We start from the raw sequence: 18,443 nt of genomic DNA, 5'->3' as shown, positions 1-18,443 counted from the left end.
AGCGTTTAAAACCGCAGGCGCTATCACAGTTGGCGGATCCTCTGACGATCGGGTATAAGTAAAACAACGAGTTAACACCGCTGCTATAAATGAGGTGGAGAATGCTAGAACATGTATGCCAGCTTGCACGGAACGCGGGCGATGCCATTATGCAGGTCTACGATGGAATCAAACCGATAGAAATCACCAGCAAGCAGGATGATTCTCCGGTCACGGCGGCGGATATTGCCGCGCACACGGTGATCCTTGCAGGATTACAGGCGCTGACGCCGGATATACCGGTGTTGTCAGAAGAGGACCCGCCGGGCTGGGATATCCGCCAGCACTGGCAGCGTTACTGGCTGGTTGATCCGTTGGATGGTACCAAGGAGTTCATCAAACGTAACGGTGAATTTACCGTTAATATCGCGCTGATCGAGAAAGGAAAACCGGTACTGGGCGTGGTATATGCCCCGGTAATGAAGGTGATGTACAGCGCGGCCGAAGGTAAAGCCTGGAAAGAAGAGTGCGGCGTGCACAAACAAATCCAGGTGCGCGACGCGCGTCCACCGCTGGTGGTGATAAGCCGTTCGCATGCCGACAACGAGCTAAAAGAGTATCTGCAACAGCTCGGTGAGCACCAGACCACGTCGATTGGCTCATCGCTGAAGTTCTGCCTGGTGGCTGAAGGGCAGGCACAGCTGTACCCGCGTTTTGGGCCGACCAACGTCTGGGACACCGCAGCAGGCCACGCCGTTGCCGCGGCAGCCGGAGCGCACGTTCACGACTGGCAGGGTAAACCGTTGGATTACACCCCGCGTGAATCGTTCCTTAACCCCGGCTTCCGGGTCTCTATTTACTGAGCAATTTGTGCAGCAGGGCGATAACCTGCTGCACCTCTTCCTGCGTTAACGCCCCGTCTTTCGCCCACTGAACGCGACCGTCTTTGTCGAGGACCGCGATGGCTGAGCTCTCTTCGTCCAGTTGCCAGGTTTTACGCGCGATGCCATTGCTGTCGACAATAAACTGTGACCACGGGTAAAGCTTCTTGTTGCTCTCAAGGCTGCTGCGTACAAACATGCCGGAGCCGGGAATGGCATCATCCGTGTTAACGATGGTGGTGGTCTGATAGCGGTCGTGCGGCAAGTTCGCCGCTTTGATGGCCTCAATCAATGTGGCGTTTTTCTCTTTTGCCGAGGTGCGTCCGGCGATGTGTTGCACAATGCGAACTTTCCCCGGCAACTGCGCGCTATTCCAGCTTTTGTAGCTAAACTTATCGTTATCAAGAATCAGTTCGCCGCGATCGGCGATCCCGACCGGCGGCACGCGCTGGTTGGTTTCAAATTTATGGGCAGAGGCCATCATCGGCAGCAACAGGCACGACAGTGCCAGCAGTTTTTGTAAGGTCATGGTGTTTCCTTCTTTCTTATTTTGCAGGTGATCCGACCACTTGGGTGTGGAGTTTAAGCATATGTGCGATTGATGCTTTTTCCCGCAAGCGCAATACCAGTTTGCGGACGAGCGCACAAATCCTGTGAAAAATGAAGGCTTATACTGAGGACAGCGAAACGTTGAAAAGATAATTCTGAATAATTGTAACCTGAAGGTAAATAAACTTATACACGCTGGAAACAACGTAGAGATAGTCTATAGTCATATGGCATTAAAATTTGCGCCTGAGGATTGTCGGACCGATTGTGGTACCGCAAAGGCGTAATGCTCAGCAGGAGACAACAATGAAAATTTTCCAACGGTACAACCCGCTGCAGGTGGCGAAGTACGTGAAGATCCTGTTTCGTGGACGGTTATATATCAAGGACGTAGGCGCTTTTGAATTTGATAAGGGTAAGATTCTTATCCCAAAAGTGAAGGACAAACTGCATTTTTCTGTTATGTCCGAAGTTAACCGTCAGGTCTTGCGTCTGCAAACTGAGATGGCTTGATCAAAGTGCTATGCGGTAGTTTAAGTAGTCTATAAAAAAACGGCTCCTGTAACAGGAGCCGTTGATGTTTTCAGGTCGGCAAACTTATGCCGCGCCGTCTTCTTTCGCATCCGGCAGCTTTGGCACCAGAACGGTGGGTTTGCTGTCCAGACGCGTCACCAGCAGCTGATCGATCTTGTAGTTATCGATGTCCACCACTTCGAATTTATAGCCTGAGTACTTCACTGAGTCGGTACGTTTCGGGATTTTACGCAGCATAAACATCATAAAACCACCGATGGTTTCATAGTTGCCGGACTGCGGAAACTCGTCGATATCCAGTACGCGCATCACGTCATCAATGGGCGTACCGCCGTCGATAAGCCAGGAGTTCTCGTCACGCGCCACAATCTGTTCTTCCAGACCCTGACCGACTAAGTCACCCATCAACGTGGTCATCACGTCGTTCAGTGTGATAATGCCCACTACCAGCGCGTACTCGTTCATGATAACGGCAAAGTCTTCGCCTGCGGCTTTAAAGCTTTCCAGCGCCTCAGACAGCGTCAGGGTATCCGGGACGATCAGCGTATTGCGGATCTGCACGCCGCTGTTCAGCGCCATGCTTTGGTTGGCCAGCACACGGTTCAGCAGATCTTTGGAGTCCACGTAGCCGATGATGTGATCGATATCTTCGTTACACACCAGAAACTTGGAATGTGGATGTTCCGCCACTTTATTCTTCAGGCTCTGCTCATCTTCGTGCAGATCGAACCAGATGACGTTCTCACGTGAGGTCATAGATGACGGTACGGTACGGGATTCCAGTTCGAACACGTTTTCGATCAGCTCATGCTCCTGCTTACGCAAGACACCCGCCAGCGCACCGGCTTCAAATACGGCATAGATATCATCGGAGGTGATGTCATCTTTACGCACCATTGGGATCTTGAACAGCCGGAAAATACTGTTTGCCAGCCCATTGAAGAACCACACCAGCGGACGGAACACCATTAAACAGAAGCGCATCGGGTTGATGATGCGCAAAGCCACAGTTTCTGGCGCAATCATACCGATGCGTTTCGGGGTTAAATCCGCGAACAGGATGAACAGACCCGTTACTAGCGAGAACGACAAAATAAAGCTCAGTTGTTCGGACAGTTCTGGAGCAAAGTACTTTGAGAAAAGGCCGTAAAAGACCGGGGAAAATGCCGCATCACCCACGATACCGCCAAGAATGGCGACGGCGTTAAGGCCAATTTGCACCACCGTGAAGAACATGCCGGGGTTTTCCTGCATCTTCATTACGCGTTGCGCATTAATGTTGCCTTCATCGGCAAGCAGCTTAAGTTTAATTTTGCGTGATGCGGCAAGCGAGATCTCGGATATCGAGAAAAACGCACTCACGGCGATCAGGCAGAGAATGACTAAAATACTGTTTAACATATCTTATCCAGCCGTTAAGGCCAGATCCTCGGAAGGGAAATGGATAAATCCGTATGAATCTATATTGAATTCAAACTAAAGACCGGCTCGTGGAAGTGAGCCGGTAAATTCAGAAGCTAGTATAGCGTAAGGTACTGTAAAGTCGCCAGAGGGGGATTATTACGGCTTATCCAACGGCGTTAATCCGGCGTACGGTCTGCATCTCTTGTTCGCAATAGGGTGAACCGTCTGGCTTCAGGACATCATGAAACCATAGCTGTGCGGTCTTGTCGTTGAGCTCGATATCCGGCCACGGTAGCCAGGTTTGCGTTTTGCCCTGCACCAGCCCCCAGTGATAGCTGGAAACGCGCTGCGCGTTAAACAGCGGCAGCTGTTCTTCTATTCGGCTACCAACGTGGCGGGCCAGCCATTCGGTACAGAAAACCGGTCTGCCAAACTCAGCGAGCTGTGACAAAAGAGACAGTTGGCCTGGGGGATCAACATACGCATGGTAGCTAATGACATCTGAAAGTCGCAGTGCGGCAACATCTATCGGATGGGTAAAGGCGCTCCCGCATGCTGCGCGATCGTCAATATGCCAGGCGGCGACGGTTAGGGGCTGAGACGGCGACTCCTGTCGCGCCCAGCTAAACAGGTGGGTTAGCAGGGTCAAGGCGTAAATTTCCAGCCGGTCGTCGTAACGGGCAAATTCACCTGTGCTACAGAAAATCCCGCCATTGCCGGGCTCATTGTAGAGATCCCAGACGCAGATGCGCGAGTCATGACGATAGTATCGAATGATATCGCGAACGTAGGCTTCAATGTGCGGCCAGCAGGTTCTGTCCATTACGCAGGCCCGTCCCGGACTGCCCGCCGCCTGGCTATTATGCACGCCGGGAACCGGGGCTTTTTGCAGGCCGATAAACGGTTCATCGCCGGAAAAGGCGCAGTCGTCGAGCAGCGTCAACATCACCTTGATACCGTGGGCGTGTGCAATGCTTAGAAAGGTGTCGATACGGCCAATCAGGCCATCGCGGTCATGCTGCCAGACGGTAAACGGTAAGTTCGTTCGCAGCTGGTTATAGCCGTACTGGCTGGCCCAGCGAAGTTCCTGTTCGATGGTGTGGATATCGAAACTCTCGGCTTGCCACATGTCGAGCCAGTTGACCGCTGTACGTGGTAAATAGTTAAAACCACAGCCCCAGGGTTGCTGCTGATGCCAGCGCTGTGCCTGCGTTTTGCTCCAGGGTTTATACATGATGCGCTCCTTATTCTGCTTCTCAAAGACTGACGCGTCCCGTGGCCCGCTGCGTTGCACTGCCACCCCAGACTTCATCGTACTCGTAGCCGGTGAGCTGCTTTATCACCACCCGAGTTTCCTCATCGCAGTCGCGATAGTTGCCTCCCAGCTTGCGGCGGGCTATCTCTTTGAGCAGCAATTTATGCGTCTCACGCGTGAGCTTGAATTTGTAGGTGGTGTAGAAACTGACGGCCAGCAGCGCGGTGGTAGCAAAGATCATCAAGCCGATAATGGCGTGCAGCGCCATTGCAGGCTGGGCGCCGCTGCCTTTCACAAAACCCGACTCCTCCAGCACCATGCCGATCAGCAGGATAGCGATAGCCACGGTACTTTTGCGGGTGAGTACCATTACGCCCGCAAAAATGCCTTCGCGCCGCTGTTGGGTCACCATCTCGTCGATATCGGGGATAAAACTGTAAATATTCCACGGAATATAATAGAGACCCGAGCGCGCTATGCCGAGCAGAATAAAGACGGCGGAGAACAACACGTTGGAGACCTGAGTTTGGGTGTAATAGATAATAAATAAAAATGCCAGCACCGCAAATATACAGCTATAAGAGAGTCGCAGCGCCGCGGACGGCGTAATATTGAGTTTATTCAGTAATAGCATAAAACCATAGGTGCCAAACACCGACGCAAACGCGGCAATGCTTAACCAGCCGGAAACCGATGCGGCATCCTGATTCAAACAATAGATAACGTAAAAGGTAAATACTGAACCGAATACATCCATCGCGGTGAAAGAGAAAATATAAATAATAATATGCAAACGAAAGGCGCGAATTTTGAACGAGGAGAAGAGATCGAGTACCAGGTACTTCAGATGATTGAACAATCCGCTACTGCGCTGAAGGTCCGTTTTAAATGTCTCCTCTTGCACATCTTTGGCCTCCCATGTGCAGCGCCAGGTAATAAACACGGCGATACAGAAAACGACGGAAAAGATAATCCCGGTCAGGGTGTAGGTAAACGGATTATCTTTGCCCGTAAACTGCATCAGAATGCCGGGAACCGAGACGGCCAGAAAGCCGCCGAGCTGCGAGCAGATCATGCGTACGCCGGAAAGGCGGCTACGCTCTTCGTAACGGTTAGTCATCTCTGCTGCCAGGGTTTCCCACGGTACCAGTACCATGGCCGACAGCAATTCAATCGACAAATAGGTTCCCAGGTAATACCAGTAACCCATATCGGTCAGCCACAGCAGGGCATAGAGAAACATGAGCGGCGAACTGAGTAATAAAAAGAAGCGGCGACGGCCAAATTTCCGCCCAAGCCAGGTATTGCCAAAATTATCGGTGACGTAGCCCATAATCGGGCTGAGTAAAGCATCAATCACGCGGGCAATAGCAAATATGGAACCTGCCTCCAGGACGCTTAAACCGCAATAGGTAGTGTAAAAAAATAACAGCCAGGTGCCGATAATAGCGAAAGCCCCGCCGCCAAATAAATCAGTGATGCCGTAGCCAATTGCCACGCCATAACCGACTCTGCGTTCAGTTGGTTTAACCATAATTATTTTTCCAGTGTATATATACGTCATCCTTCAAGCAGCCTCTTTGTTGGCTACGCCTGCTCACCCCAGTCACTTACTTATGTAAGCGCCTGGGCGTTACCAGACTTGCCGCCTTAAAGCATCTTGAATGATTTTGTGTATAGGGTATCTGTATGCCGGTATTACCCGGCTTATTTATTTACTTATGGAATGCTTAATGAATTTTAATTATTAATATTTATCCATTGTCGCGTCAGAGATGAACGATAAATAGCGTCCACCATCAACAGCGATTTTTGGGCTTGATGGATATCGATATATTCTGTCTGACCGCGATGGGTAATAGCATGATAGAACTGGCGAATGGCCAGTTGGTGACCAAGACCCCAGTAGCTTTTGGCGCTGCCGTCTGGTGAACCATCGCTTTCCAGCTTCAGGCGCTGGTCCTTTGTGACGCGCCATAGCGCGTTGTCAGTTAGCTGAAGCATGCCGTTTTCACAGTGGATCTCCAGCAGCAGCGGCGAATCGAGCGTATTGCAGTTGCTGGCGTAAAACAGGCCACGTGCACCGTTGGCAAAATGCAGCGTTGCCATCGCGCTGTCTTCTGCTTCCGTCACCGCTGCCAGTTCGCTGCTATCCACCACGCCTTTTAAGCGTGTGACGCCCCCGGCGAACCACTGCATCAGATCGAGAGTATGAATGGCCTGATTAATCAGCAAACTGCCGCCTTCGCGGGCAAAACGCCCGCGCCACGGACTGTCGCTGTAGTACGCCCCGGAGCGTGACCAGGTCAGCACGGCTTTCATGCTGAGCATTTTGCCAAGCGTATTTTTCGCCAGTTCATCGCGTATGCGTAGGCTGGTGGGATTCAGTCGGTTTTGGTAACACACGCCCAGTAGTCCCGGCGCCGAGGCTGCGGCGTCAGCGATGTCGGCAACTTCCCCTCCATTCATGCCTACCGGTTTTTCGCAAAACACATGCTTCCCGGCAGCAAGGGCGGCGAGAATCATATTTTTATGCTCAAAATGCGGCGTACAGATATGCACGACGTCAATGTCGTTATCCAGCAGCATTTCCCGGTAATTGGGATAAAAGCGGCAGTTATAGGTCATCGCCTGCTGTAGCCCGTTGACGCTGTCGGTGTCGACCAGCGCGCGTAGCGTCACCCCCGGCAAGAGCCGTAGGGCGTTGACGTGACTACGGTGGATGGCACCGGCACCAATAATGGCGGCATTTAACGTTTTCATGCTGCCCCCATTATGCATGCGCATTGGCGAGCATTTGCGCCTTCACGCACAGCTCGGCGGCTTTAAACGCATGGGCCTGGGTCATGGCGTTTTCGGTACGGTTCAGGCAGTCGAGAATAAACTCGCCGAAGAACGGGAACCCTACCTTACCGGCGACCGGATAGCGGAATTCCCCCTCTTTATTAACCAGATACACCACATCCTGTTCACCTTGGGTAATATCGACATACTTGCGGATCTCGATATAGCCCTCAGTGCCCAGCAGCGTCAGGCGTCCGTCCCCCCAGGTGCTGAGGCCGTCCGGCGTGAACCAGTCGCAGCGGAAATAGCCCGTTGCGCCGTTCTCGCCCGCCAGCATCGCATCGCCAAAGTCTTCAAACTGTGGATACTGCGGATGATTGACGTTGCGCACCTGGCTTGCGACCACACGCGCCTCGAGGTTGTCGGTGTAAAACAGGAACTGCTCAATCTGATGGCTGCCGATATCACACAGAATGCCGCCGAAATAGCGTCGATCGTAGAACCAGTCCGGACGTCCGCTGCCTTCACGATGCGGGCCGGTGCCCAGGGTCTGGATCACCCGGCCAATTGCCCCCCGCTTGACCAGAACGCCCGCAAAAACTGCGCTTTCAACGTGCAGGCGCTCGCTGTAGTAAACCGCGTACTTGCGCCCGGTCCTGGCCACCATGGCTTTGGCGTCTTCCAGCTGTTCGAGAGTAGTCAGCGGTGCTTTGTCGGTGAAATAATCTTTACCCGCTGCCATCACCTTTAGTCCCAGTGGGCAGCGTTCAGAGGGGATTGCCGCCCCGGCGACCAGTCTGACATCGCGGTCGTTGAGAATGGTCTCCAGTGAGTCAGCCACCTGCGCCTGCGGGTACTGTTGCAGGAATTTCTCCACTTTCGCCGGGTCCGGGTCGTACACCCACTTCAGGGTGGCTCCGGCTTCGATCAGCCCGTTGCACATCCCGTAGATATGACCGTGGTCGAGCGTGGCAGCGGCAATCACAAACTCACCAGGTTTTACCACCGGCTGTGGTTTGCCGGTCGGGGCGTAGTTCATTCCATCTGTCTTGTTCATTACTCTGCTCCTGAATCTAAGTCTTTACCCAGAGGGATAGCACCGACTTCCGTGAAATTGCTCACGGAGGCGGATTTCTCATAAAAATGCGGGGCTTTTGCCATCAGGCCGCCGGTACGATAAAAATCGTCGTGGCTGGGGATGGGCAGCGTTACCACCGTGCGGGTAATGGCGGATTTGTAGATAGCGGTAATCAGCTCCAGCGAACGTTTACCCTGTTCCCCGTCGACCAGTGGGGGCGTCTGTTGTTCGATGGCGCTGAGCAGGTTGTCGATTTGTCCGCTATGCAGCGTCCATTGAAGCGCAGGCGTGGCATGAAACAGCGCGTCCAGTTGCTCTTCCAGTTCGCGATGATTGTCCGCTTGTGGAAAGCCGTTATCCGCCGACTGGCTGGCATACACCTTCCACGGGGCGGAGATCCGCGCCTTTTCGCCCTGAATAACGATTTTCTGATCTTCACCATGATGCACAACGGATGCGGTGAGCTGAGCCAGCGCCCCGTCTGAATATTTGAAAATGGCCGCACTGAGATCTTCCACTTCCGCGTTGTCATGGGCGACATTGCTCATCATCGCTACCACTTCGCTCGGGAAGCCGAGCATCCACTGAATTGCATCGATGTGGTGTACCGCATGATTCAGCGTGCAGCCGCCGCCTTCTTTCTGCCAGGTGCCACGCCACCACAGATCGTAATAGCAATGCCCGCGCCACCAGAACGAGTCCACCTGTGCGTGGCAAATTTTGCCCGCAAGGCCGGAATCAACGGCGGCTTTTAAGCGCCAGAAGGCATCGGTAAAGCGGTTTTGTGCGATGACCGATAACATTTTTCCGCTGGCTTTCTGCGCGGCAATCATCGCATCACACTCTGCGAGCGAGGCGGCCATCGGTTTTTCGCACAGCACGTGTTTGCCCGCGTGCAGAGCATCAATGCTGATGTCGGCGTGGACGTACGGCGGAGTACAGACGTCGACAACGTCCACATTAATACCCGCGTCCAGCATGGCCTGATGGCTGTTGTAGACCCGTGCTTCGCTTAGGCCGTAGCGCGTTTTCTTCTCTTCGGCTTTTTCCGGCCAGATGTCGACCAGCGCGACGATCCGGCAGCGATCCGCAAACTGTAAATAGCTTTGAATGTGGTTATGGGAGATGTTTCCGGTGCCGACAATGGCAATATTCAGCATGGTCATCCCCTTAACGCTGCCAGCTTGCGGAGGCGTCCAGCGTGCGGCTGGCGGTGGTTTTCTCGACCGATGAGTCGATACGCGCCTGCAACAACCGGGCATAGCGCTGCTCGTCAATCGGTAACTCAACCCAGTCATCGGTCCAGGTAGAGAGATGCATGGCGTTGGACAGCGTCAGGCCGCGAATGCCTTCCAGACCAGGGGCGATGAGCGGTTCGCCGTGCAGGACCGCGGCGGTGAAATTGGCGGTGATGACATGATGCTCACTGCATTCTGGTGCGGTAGGGATAGTCACTTCCCAGCACTCCGGCTCGCCAAAGCCGTTTTGCCAGCGGGCGTTGAAGTCGGTTTCGGATTCACGCAGTCGCCAGAAGCGCAGGCGACCTTCTTCCACCACCACTTTTCCACGATCGCCGACGATCTCGAGGCGATTGGTGCCGGGGGTTTCGGCGACGGTGGTGATGAACACGCCGGTTGCACCGTTGGCGTATTCCGCGTAGGCGGTGACCTCATCTTCTACTTCAATCTGGCGGTGTTTGCCAAACTGGCAAAACGCGCGCAAGCGTATGGGCATACCGACCAGCCATTGCCACAAATCAAGCTGGTGCGGGTCCTGATTGAGCAGCACGCCGCCGCCTTCGCCTTTCCATGTCGCGCGCCAGCCGCCGGAGTTGTAGTAACTCTGTGAGCGATACCAGTTGGTGATTATCCAGTTGGAGCGGCGCAATTCGCCCAGCTCGCCGCTGTCGATCAGATCTTTCACCTTCTGATACAGCGGGTTCGGGCGCTGGTTGTACATCATGCCGAACACCACATCGCATTCTCGGGCGCAGGTGTTCATCTCGTGGACCTGCGCGGTACAGACCCCGGCAGGTTTTTCGCACAACGTATGAATGCCAAGACGCATCGCCATCATCGATAAACCCGGATGCGCATAGTGCGGCGTAGCGACGATAACCGCGTCGACAAGCCCACTGTTCAGCATCTCCTCAGCGCTGATAAACAGTGCAACCGCATCGCCTACCAACTGGCGAATAGCGGCATGCTTGTCGGCGTTATTATCGCAGACCGCCGTCAGGCAGGCGTCCTTTACGGTCCCAGCCAGCAGATAGCGGGCGTGGACGGTGCCAATATTTCCCACGCCAATAATGCCAAAGCGTAATTTTTTCATGTCAGGCCTTTTCATCAGAAATAAGGGATAAGCGGACCATAAGAAACGCCTGGAATATCGACAATGTGATTTTGTGAGAGCGGTTGCAGGATGAGGAAGAAGTTCGCACAGATATTAAAAAAGTGTTTTAGAGTCAATGAACTAGGTTTGCAAAAACTTGCAAAAATAGATTGCGAGCGAGGTCACAGAATGTCAGGCAAGCTAAAAATGGATGAAATCGCTGCCTTAACCGGGTTCTCCGTGAGTACCGTGTCGAGGGTATTGAGCGGGAAGTCCTGTACCAGCGATAAAGCTCGGGAAGCCATCGTGAAATGCGCGCGCCAGCTAGGGGTGCTTGATACGCTGGCCTGCGGGCGGCTGCTGATCAACGGGATTGTGGTCTTCGCTCCACAGCGCACATTCATTGCGCAGGGTGATGTGTTTTACCTCGAAGTGACGCGCGGCATTGCTGAAGCTATTGCGCCGCATGATGTCTATCTGAGCTACTGCGGGTTAGATGAGCAGCGAGCCGACATCAAGCTCTTTCTGCAAAAGGCCAACAGTAAGAATATCAACGCCATTATTCTCATCGGCATTGATGACCCCACCGTGCATAAGCTGGCGCAGTCGCTGGGAAAACCCTGCGTGCTGATCAACTCACAGGATAAAGAAGGGGTATTGGACGCGGTCTCGCCCGATCACCGATCGATTGGCAACCAGGCAGTGCAGTATCTTTTTGAGCAGGGGCATCGGCGCATTCTCCACGTCACCAGCCTGCGACGTGAAACCCTGTACTGGCGTCTGGAAGGCATAAAGGAGATCTATCGGCAGTATCAGGTGCCGTTTGATGCCCGACGCGATCTGTTGGTGACGGAAGGATTTTCTGAACCAGAGGCGATACAGGCGATTAGCGACCGGCTACGTGAACTGCCACAGAGTGAGTGGCCGGAAGTGATTTTCTGTGCCGGGGCGTCAATGTCCAGCGGCGTTCGTCGCGTGCTGGAAGCGTTGGGGGTACGCATTCCCGATGATATCTCGCTGATGACCACGGACGTCAAAGAACTGGATGGCCATGTGGTTTCTGCGGTCACCAGCATTACCATTCCCTGTCGGGCATTAGGCGTAGAAGCGGTGCATTTGCTGCAAAACCGCCTCAATCGCCCGGCTGCGCCGGTGTTTAATCTGCTGCTCAAGGGCAAAGTGACGGAAAGGGGAACCGTCGCCAATGCCACGCGCCATGCCGCGCTGGCGCGGGAGCAATAGTTGACCCGACAGGCCCGATAAACGTAGCGCCATCGGGCAGCAGCAGATTAGTTCTGCGGCGGCAGGCACACGCCAATGCCGCCAATACCACAATATCCATAAGGGTTTTTATGCAGATATTGTTGGTGATCGTCCTCGGCATAATAGAACGGCGTGGCGGTATTAATCTCTGTCGTGATGTGGCGGTCATCGCCCGCAGCGGTCATCGCCGCCTGAAAACGCGCGAGGCTGGCATCTGCTGCACTCTTTTGCTCCGGCGTGAGCGGATAAATGGCCGAACGATACTGCGTGCCCTGGTCATTGCCCTGACGCATGCCCTGCGCCGGGTCGTGATTTTCCCAGAACACCTGCAGCAGTTGCTCGTAGCTGATAACATGCGGGTCATAAACGATACGCACCGCTTCGGCATGGCCCGTTTCGCCAGAACAGACTTCCCGATAGGTTGGGTTAGGCGTGTAGCCGCCGGTATACCCGGCAGCCGTGCTGTAAACGCCGGGTAAAGACCAGAACAAACGCTCCACGCCCCAGAAACAGCCCATCGCGAACAGGGCGATTTCCATCCCTTCGGGTACGTGGGTCATCGAATGTTGGTTCACCGCATGCAGCGTTGCCACGGGCATCGGGGTGTTGCGTCCAGGTAGAGCATCTGCTTGAGAAACAAGATGCTTTTTATCAAATAAACTCATGGCCGTTCTCCCGAAATCAGTCATTTGGGTTAAGGTTGTAACAAGACGCGTCTTTGCCCACAATAACTGGCGTGAATACGTCTAGAGTTAAACATAAGAAATATTTGGGTTGCCGTCTGTTTTTCAACTCTTATTGTTGATTTTTTGTTAAGCCGAGGAACGGCAGAGTATTTTTTTCCAGGGGTGGGAAAAAAGGATATTCAGGAGAAAATGTGCCACATATCCGTCAGTTGTGTTGGGTGGGGTTGCTGTTCTTAAGCGGCCCGGCCGTCGCCGCAAATGTTCGCTTACAGGTCGAAGGATTATCGGGACCGCTGGAGAAAAACGTCCGTGCGCAGTTGTCCACGATTCAAAGTGATGAAGTCACACCGGACCGACGTTTTCGTGCGCGCGTTGATGACGCTATTCGCGAAGGGTTAAAAGCGCTGGGCTATTTTGAGCCGACCATTGATTTTGAACTGCGTCCGCCGCCGGCGAAGGGACGTCAGGTATTAATCGCTAAAGTGACGCCCGGAGAGCCGGTACTTATTGGTGGCACCGACGTTGTTTTACGCGGCGGGGCGCGCACCGATAGCGATTACCTGGATCTGCTGAAAACGCGTCCGGCAATCGGCACGGTGCTCAATCAAGGAGACTATGACAGCTTCAAAAAGTCATTAACCAGCGTGGCGCTGCGCAAAGGCTACTTTGACAGTGAATTTAATAAAAGCCAGCTGGGGATTGCGCTCGATCGTCGCCAGGCGTTCTGGGATATCGATTACAACAGCGGTGAGCGCTATCGCTTTGGTCATGTCACCTTTGAAGGTTCGCAAATTCGCGATGAGTACCTGCAAAACCTGGTGCCGTTCAAAGAGGGCAAAGAGTACGAATCCAAGGACCTGGCGGAGCTGAACCGCCGTCTCTCAGCAACCGGCTGGTTTAATTCTGTCGTTGTGGCACCAGAGTTCGACAAAGCCCGCGAAACCAAAGTGTTACCGCTGAAAGGCGTGGTCTCACCACGCACGGAAAACACCATTGAAACCGGGGTGGGCTATTCAACCGACGTCGGGCCACGGTTAAAAACCACGTGGAAAAAGCCGTGGATGAACTCCTACGGCCATAGCCTGACCACCAGTGCCAGTATCTCTGCGCCGGAGCAGGTCCTGGATTTCAGCTATAAAATGCCGCTGTTAAAGAACCCGCTGGAGCAGTATTACCTGGTGCAGGGGGGCTTTAAACGTACCGATTTAAACGACACCGAGCAGGACTCAACAACGCTTGCCGTCTCCCGCTACTGGGACCTCTCCAGCGGCTGGCAGCGTGCGATCAACCTGCGCTGGAGTCTTGACCACTTTACTCAGGGTAACGTCACCAACACCACGATGCTGCTGTATCCGGGCGTGATGATCAGCCGGACGCGCTCGCGCGGCGGCCTGATGCCCGTCTGGGGCGATTCCCAGCGCTATTCCATTGATTACTCCAATACCGCCTGGGGCTCTGACGTCGACTTCTCCGTCTTTCAGGCGCAAAACGTCTGGATCCGTACGCTGTACGACAGCCATCGCTTTGTGATGCGTGGCAACCTCGGCTGGATTGAAACCGGCGATTTCGACAAAGTCCCGCCGGACCTGCGTTTCTTCGCCGGGGGCGATCGCAGTATTCGCGGCTATAAATACAAATCTATTTCGCCTGAAGGGAGTGACGGCAAGCTGAAAGGGGCCTCCAAGCTGGCGACCGGATCGCTGGAATACCAGTACAACGTAACCGGTAAATGGTGGGGGGCGATGTTTGTGGATAGCGGTGAAGCGGTGAGCGATATCCGCCGAAGCGATTTCAAAACCGGTGCCGGGGTTGGCGTTCGTTGGCAGTCTCCGGTCGGGCCGATCAAGCTCGATTTAGCTGCGCCGATCGGCGACAAAGATGAACATGGTTTACAGTTTTACATCGGTCTGGGGCCTGAATTATGAGTTTATGGAAGAAGATAAGCCTCGGCGTATTGATTGTTATCCTGCTGTTGTTGGGCTCCGTGGCGTTCCTCGTCGGCACGACCTCGGGCCTGCATTTGGTTTTCAAGGCCGCTAATCGTTGGGTTCCAGGGCTGGAGATTGGCCAGGTCACCGGCGGCTGGCGGGATCTGTCGCTTAAAAATATTCGCTACGACCAACCTGGTGTGGCGGTGAATGCCGGTGAAGTGCATCTGGCCGTTGGTCTTAACTGCCTGTGGGACAGCAGCCTGTGCGTCAACGATCTATCGCTGAAAGACATCAACGTGGCGATCGACAGCAAAAAGATGCCGCCTTCTGCGCCGGTTGAGGAAGAAGACAGTGGCCCGCTAAACCTCTCCACGCCTTACCCGATCACGCTTTCCCGCGTGGCGCTTAACAACATCAATATCAAAATCGATGACACCACGGTGTCGGTGCTGGATTTTACCTCCGGACTGAACTGGCAGGAAAAAACGCTGACCCTGAAACCTACGTCATTGCAGGGGCTGTTAATCGCCCTGCCAAAAGTGGTGGACGTGGCGCAGGAAGAGGTGGTGGAACCGAAGATCCAAAACCCGCAGCCGGATGAAAAACCGCTGGGCGAAACGCTGAAAGATCTGTTCTCAAAACCTGTTTTGCCGGAAATGACCGACGTTCATCTGCCGCTGAATCTTAATATCGAAGAATTTCGCGGTGAGCAGTTGCGCGTCACTGGTGATACGGATTTAACGGTGCACAGCATGCTGCTGAAGGTGAGCAGCATTGACGGCAACATGAAGCTCGACGCGCTGGATATCGACTCCAGCCAGGGGGCAGTGAAGGCCAGCGGTACGGCGCAACTGACCGACAAATGGCCGGTTGATATTACCCTCAACAGCACGCTGAACATCGAACCGTTAAAAGGCGAGAAGGTGAAGCTGAAGGTTGGCGGCGCGCTGCGTGACCAGCTGGAAGTGGGTGTCAATCTGTCTGGTCCGGTGGACATGGATCTGCGTGCACAGACACGTCTGGCGGAAGCGGGATTACCGCTCAATCTGGAGGTGGTGAGTAAGCAGGTTTACTGGCCATTTACCGGCGATAAGCAGTTCCAGGCCGATGACATCAAGCTCAAACTGACCGGCAAGATGACCGACTATACGCTCTCGATGCATGCCGCCGTGAAAGGCCAGGATATTCCTCCGGCGACCATCACGCTGGATGCCAAAGGCAATGAGCAGCAGATCAATCTCGACAAACTTAGCGTTGCCGCGCTGGAAGGTAAAACCGAGCTGAAAGCGCTGGTGGACTGGCAGCAAGCCATTAGCTGGCGCGGGGAGCTGACGCTGGACGGCATCAATACGGCGAAAGAGGTGCCGGAATGGCCCTCGAAACTGAATGGTGTGATCAAAACCCGCGGTAGCCTGTACGGCGGAAGCTGGCAGATGGAGGTGCCAGAGCTGAAGCTGAGCGGTAACGTGAAGCAGAACAAGGTCAATGTGAACGGCTCGCTGAAGGGTAACAGCTACCTGCAGTGGACCATCCCCGGCCTGCATCTGGAACTGGGGCGCAACAGCGCTGAGGTGAAAGGTGAGCTGGGCGTCAAAGATCTCAATCTCGACGCGACAATTGATGCCCCAAGCCTGGATAACGCGCTGCCGGGGCTGGGCGGCACGGCGAAGGGGCAGGTCAAGGTGCGTGGTACGGTAGAGGCGCCGGAACTGCTGGCGGATATCACCGCCCGTGGCCTGCGCTGGCAGGAACTGTCCGTGGCTCAGGTGCGTGTTGAAGGCGATGTGAAATCAGCGGAGCAGATTGCCGGTAAGCTCAACGTGCGCGTTGAGCGGATTGTGCAACCTGATGTGAACATCAATCTGGTTACGCTGAACGCCAAAGGAAGCGAAAAGCAGCATGAGCTGCAGCTACGTATTCAGGGCGAGCCGGTCTCGGGACAGCTTGATCTGGCCGGGAGTTTTGATCGCAAAGAGCAGCGCTGGAAAGGGGAATTAAGCAATACCCGCTTCCAGACCCCGGTAGGCCCGTGGTCGCTGAACCGCGCCATTGCGCTGGATTACCGCAATCAGGAACAGAAAATCAGCATCGGGCCGCACTGCTGGAACAACCCAAATGCGGAACTGTGCGTACCGCAGACGATAGATGCCGGAGCGGAAGGTCGCGCAGTGGTGAACCTTAACCGTTTCGATCTGGCGATGCTGAAACCGTTTATGCCGGATGCCACCCAGGCCAGCGGCGTGTTCACAGGCAAGGCCGATGTGAGCTGGGACACCACCAAAGAAGGACTGCCGCAGGGGCAGGTGACGCTGAATGGACGTAATGTGAAGGTGACACAAAGCGTCAACGATGCCCCGCTGCCGGTGGCGTTTGACACGCTGAATCTCACCGCCGACCTGCACAACAACCGTGCCGAACTGGGCTGGCTGATCCGCCTGACCAATAACGGCCAGTTTGACGGTCAGGTGCAGATAAGTGACCCGCAAGGACGACGCAATCTGGGCGGGAACGTCAATATCCGCAATTTCAATCTGGCGATGGTGAACCCTATCTTCTCGCGCGGCGAAAAAGCCGCCGGGATGCTAAACGCCAACCTGCGCCTCGGAGGTGACCTGCAAAGTCCACAATTGCTCGGCCAGTTGCAGCTGAGCGGCCTGGATGTTGACGGCAACTTTATGCCGTTCGACATGCAACCCAGCCAGTTGGCCGTTAACTTCACCGGGACCCGTTCGACAATTGCGGGCGTGGTGCGCACGCAGCAGGGAGAGATAAACCTGAGCGGTGACGCCGACTGGAGTCAGCTAGACAACTGGCGAGCGCGCATTGCGGCCAAAGGCAGCCGGGTGCGTATCACCGTGCCGCCAATGGTGCGCCTGGATGTCTCGCCGGATGTGGAATTTGAAGCCACACCGAACCTGTTTACTCTGAACGGCAATGTTGATGTGCCGTGGGCGCGTATTGTGGTGCACGACCTGCCGGAAAGCGCAGTCGGTGTTTCCAGTGATATGGTGATGCTCAATGACAATCTACAGCCGGAGAAACCGCAGAGCGCCGGGATCCCGATCAACAGCAACCTGAACATCCACGTCGGCAACAACGTGCGCATCGATGCCTTTGGTCTGAAAGCACGTTTGACGGGCGATCTCAAAGTGGCACAGGATAAGCAGGGGCTGGGCCTCAATGGGCAGATTAATATCCCAAGCGGCCGCTTCCATGCGTATGGTCAGGATTTGATTGTACGTAAAGGTGAGCTGTTGTTCTCCGGTCCACCGGATCAGCCGTTGCTCAATATCGAGGCTATTCGTAACCCGGATGCCACCGAAGACGACGTGATCGCCGGTGTTCGCGTAACGGGTACGGCAGATGAACCGAAAGCGGAAATCTTCTCCGACCCGGCGATGTCGCAGCAAATGGCGCTCTCTTACCTGCTGCGCGGGCAAGGATTGGACAGCGAACAGAGCGATAGTGCGGCAATGACGTCTATGCTTATTGGCTTAGGGGTTGCACAAAGTGGTCAGATTGTGGGTAAAATCGGGGAGACGTTTGGCGTAAGCAATCTGGCGCTGGACACGCAAGGGGTGGGCGATTCATCTCAGGTGGTTGTCAGCGGATATGTACTGCCAGGTCTGCAGGTGAAATATGGTGTGGGTATATTTGACTCTTTAGCGACACTCACGCTACGTTATCGTCTGATGCCTAAGCTATATCTGGAAGCTGTGTCTGGCGTTGATCAGGCACTTGATTTGCTCTATCAGTTCGAGTTTTAGC

14 protein-coding genes are annotated in these 18,443 nt (G+C 54.4%); 5 read left to right on the top strand and 9 right to left on the bottom strand.

All coding sequences use genetic code 11. The features are described from left to right. Positions 1-101 precede the first annotated feature (101 nt). Complete coding sequence (gene cysQ, locus FDX22_RS18890; protein ID WP_115259599.1) at positions 102-842, top strand: 3'(2'),5'-bisphosphate nucleotidase CysQ; 741 nt, start codon at positions 102-104, stop codon at positions 840-842. Here the strand turns inward: cysQ and FDX22_RS18885 are convergent. After that, the gene (locus FDX22_RS18885; protein WP_135912677.1) at positions 832-1,389 is read right to left on the bottom strand and encodes a YtfJ family protein; all 558 of its coding nucleotides are present in this window, start codon (positions 1,387-1,389) and stop codon (positions 832-834) included. The two genes, cysQ and FDX22_RS18885, sit on opposite strands and share 11 nt — an antisense overlap. Before the next feature lie 326 nt (positions 1,390-1,715). Between FDX22_RS18885 and FDX22_RS18880 the strand changes: the two genes are divergently transcribed. After that, positions 1,716-1,922: a DUF1107 domain-containing protein gene (locus FDX22_RS18880; protein WP_003025710.1), complete on the top strand. Its 207-nt coding sequence runs from the start codon at positions 1,716-1,718 to the stop codon at positions 1,920-1,922. A gap of 84 nt (positions 1,923-2,006) precedes the next feature. Here the strand turns inward: FDX22_RS18880 and FDX22_RS18875 are convergent, their stop codons facing one another. The 7 genes from FDX22_RS18875 to FDX22_RS18845 all read right to left on the bottom strand — a co-directional run bounded on the left by FDX22_RS18875 (position 2,007) and on the right by FDX22_RS18845 (position 10,795). Continuing rightward, positions 2,007-3,344 carry a hemolysin family protein gene (locus FDX22_RS18875; protein ID WP_096758548.1) on the bottom strand — a complete coding sequence of 446 codons (1,338 nt, stop codon included), beginning with the start codon at positions 3,342-3,344 and terminating at the stop codon, positions 2,007-2,009. Positions 3,345-3,510: 166 nt separating this feature from the next. Then, on the bottom strand, positions 3,511-4,581 hold the full coding sequence (locus FDX22_RS18870; protein WP_146717618.1) for a 1,4-beta-xylanase: 1,071 nt from the start codon (positions 4,579-4,581) through the stop codon (positions 3,511-3,513). 22 nt (positions 4,582-4,603) lie between these two features. Beyond that, positions 4,604-6,136 (bottom strand): MFS transporter, encoded by a 1,533-nt coding sequence (locus FDX22_RS18865; RefSeq protein ID WP_146717617.1) that lies wholly within the window; start codon positions 6,134-6,136, stop codon positions 4,604-4,606. 206 nt (positions 6,137-6,342) lie between these two features. Next, the gene (locus tag FDX22_RS18860; RefSeq protein WP_146717616.1) at positions 6,343-7,365 is read right to left on the bottom strand and encodes a Gfo/Idh/MocA family protein; all 1,023 of its coding nucleotides are present in this window, start codon (positions 7,363-7,365) and stop codon (positions 6,343-6,345) included. Positions 7,366-7,375: 10 nt separating this feature from the next. After that, the gene (locus FDX22_RS18855) at positions 7,376-8,443 is read right to left on the bottom strand and encodes a Gfo/Idh/MocA family protein (RefSeq protein ID WP_137363254.1); all 1,068 of its coding nucleotides are present in this window, start codon (positions 8,441-8,443) and stop codon (positions 7,376-7,378) included. After that, positions 8,443-9,624: a Gfo/Idh/MocA family protein gene (locus FDX22_RS18850; RefSeq protein ID WP_146717615.1), complete on the bottom strand. Its 1,182-nt coding sequence runs from the start codon at positions 9,622-9,624 to the stop codon at positions 8,443-8,445. The genes FDX22_RS18855 and FDX22_RS18850 overlap by 1 nt, the downstream gene beginning before the upstream one ends. A gap of 10 nt (positions 9,625-9,634) precedes the next feature. Next, a complete protein-coding gene (locus tag FDX22_RS18845) occupies positions 9,635-10,795 on the bottom strand; it encodes a Gfo/Idh/MocA family protein (protein WP_096758543.1) in 1,161 nt (386 codons plus the stop codon). A gap of 189 nt (positions 10,796-10,984) precedes the next feature. Between FDX22_RS18845 and FDX22_RS18840 the strand changes: the two genes are divergently transcribed. Then, positions 10,985-12,037, top strand: coding sequence for a LacI family DNA-binding transcriptional regulator (locus FDX22_RS18840; protein WP_146717614.1), 1,053 nt, complete (start codon positions 10,985-10,987; stop codon positions 12,035-12,037). Positions 12,038-12,084: 47 nt separating this feature from the next. Here the strand turns inward: FDX22_RS18840 and msrA are convergent, their stop codons facing one another. After that, complete coding sequence (msrA, locus tag FDX22_RS18835; RefSeq protein ID WP_115259592.1) at positions 12,085-12,723, bottom strand: peptide-methionine (S)-S-oxide reductase MsrA; 639 nt, start codon at positions 12,721-12,723, stop codon at positions 12,085-12,087. A 212-nt stretch (positions 12,724-12,935) separates the two neighbouring features. On the opposite strand from msrA, the gene tamA reads away from it, so the two are divergent. Beyond that, a complete protein-coding gene (gene tamA, locus FDX22_RS18830; RefSeq protein ID WP_146717613.1) occupies positions 12,936-14,669 on the top strand; it encodes an autotransporter assembly complex protein TamA in 1,734 nt (577 codons plus the stop codon). Continuing rightward, complete coding sequence (tamB, locus tag FDX22_RS18825; protein ID WP_146717612.1) at positions 14,666-18,442, top strand: autotransporter assembly complex protein TamB; 3,777 nt, start codon at positions 14,666-14,668, stop codon at positions 18,440-18,442. The genes tamA and tamB overlap by 4 nt, the downstream gene beginning before the upstream one ends. Position 18,443 lies beyond the last annotated feature (1 nt).

The organism is Citrobacter sp. TBCS-14, from assembly GCF_005280805.1.
Lineage (GTDB): Bacteria > Pseudomonadota > Gammaproteobacteria > Enterobacterales > Enterobacteriaceae > Citrobacter > Citrobacter gillenii.
The sequence above is the reverse complement of the archived record's forward strand: the minus strand, read 5'-3'. Positions and strand labels throughout refer to the sequence as shown.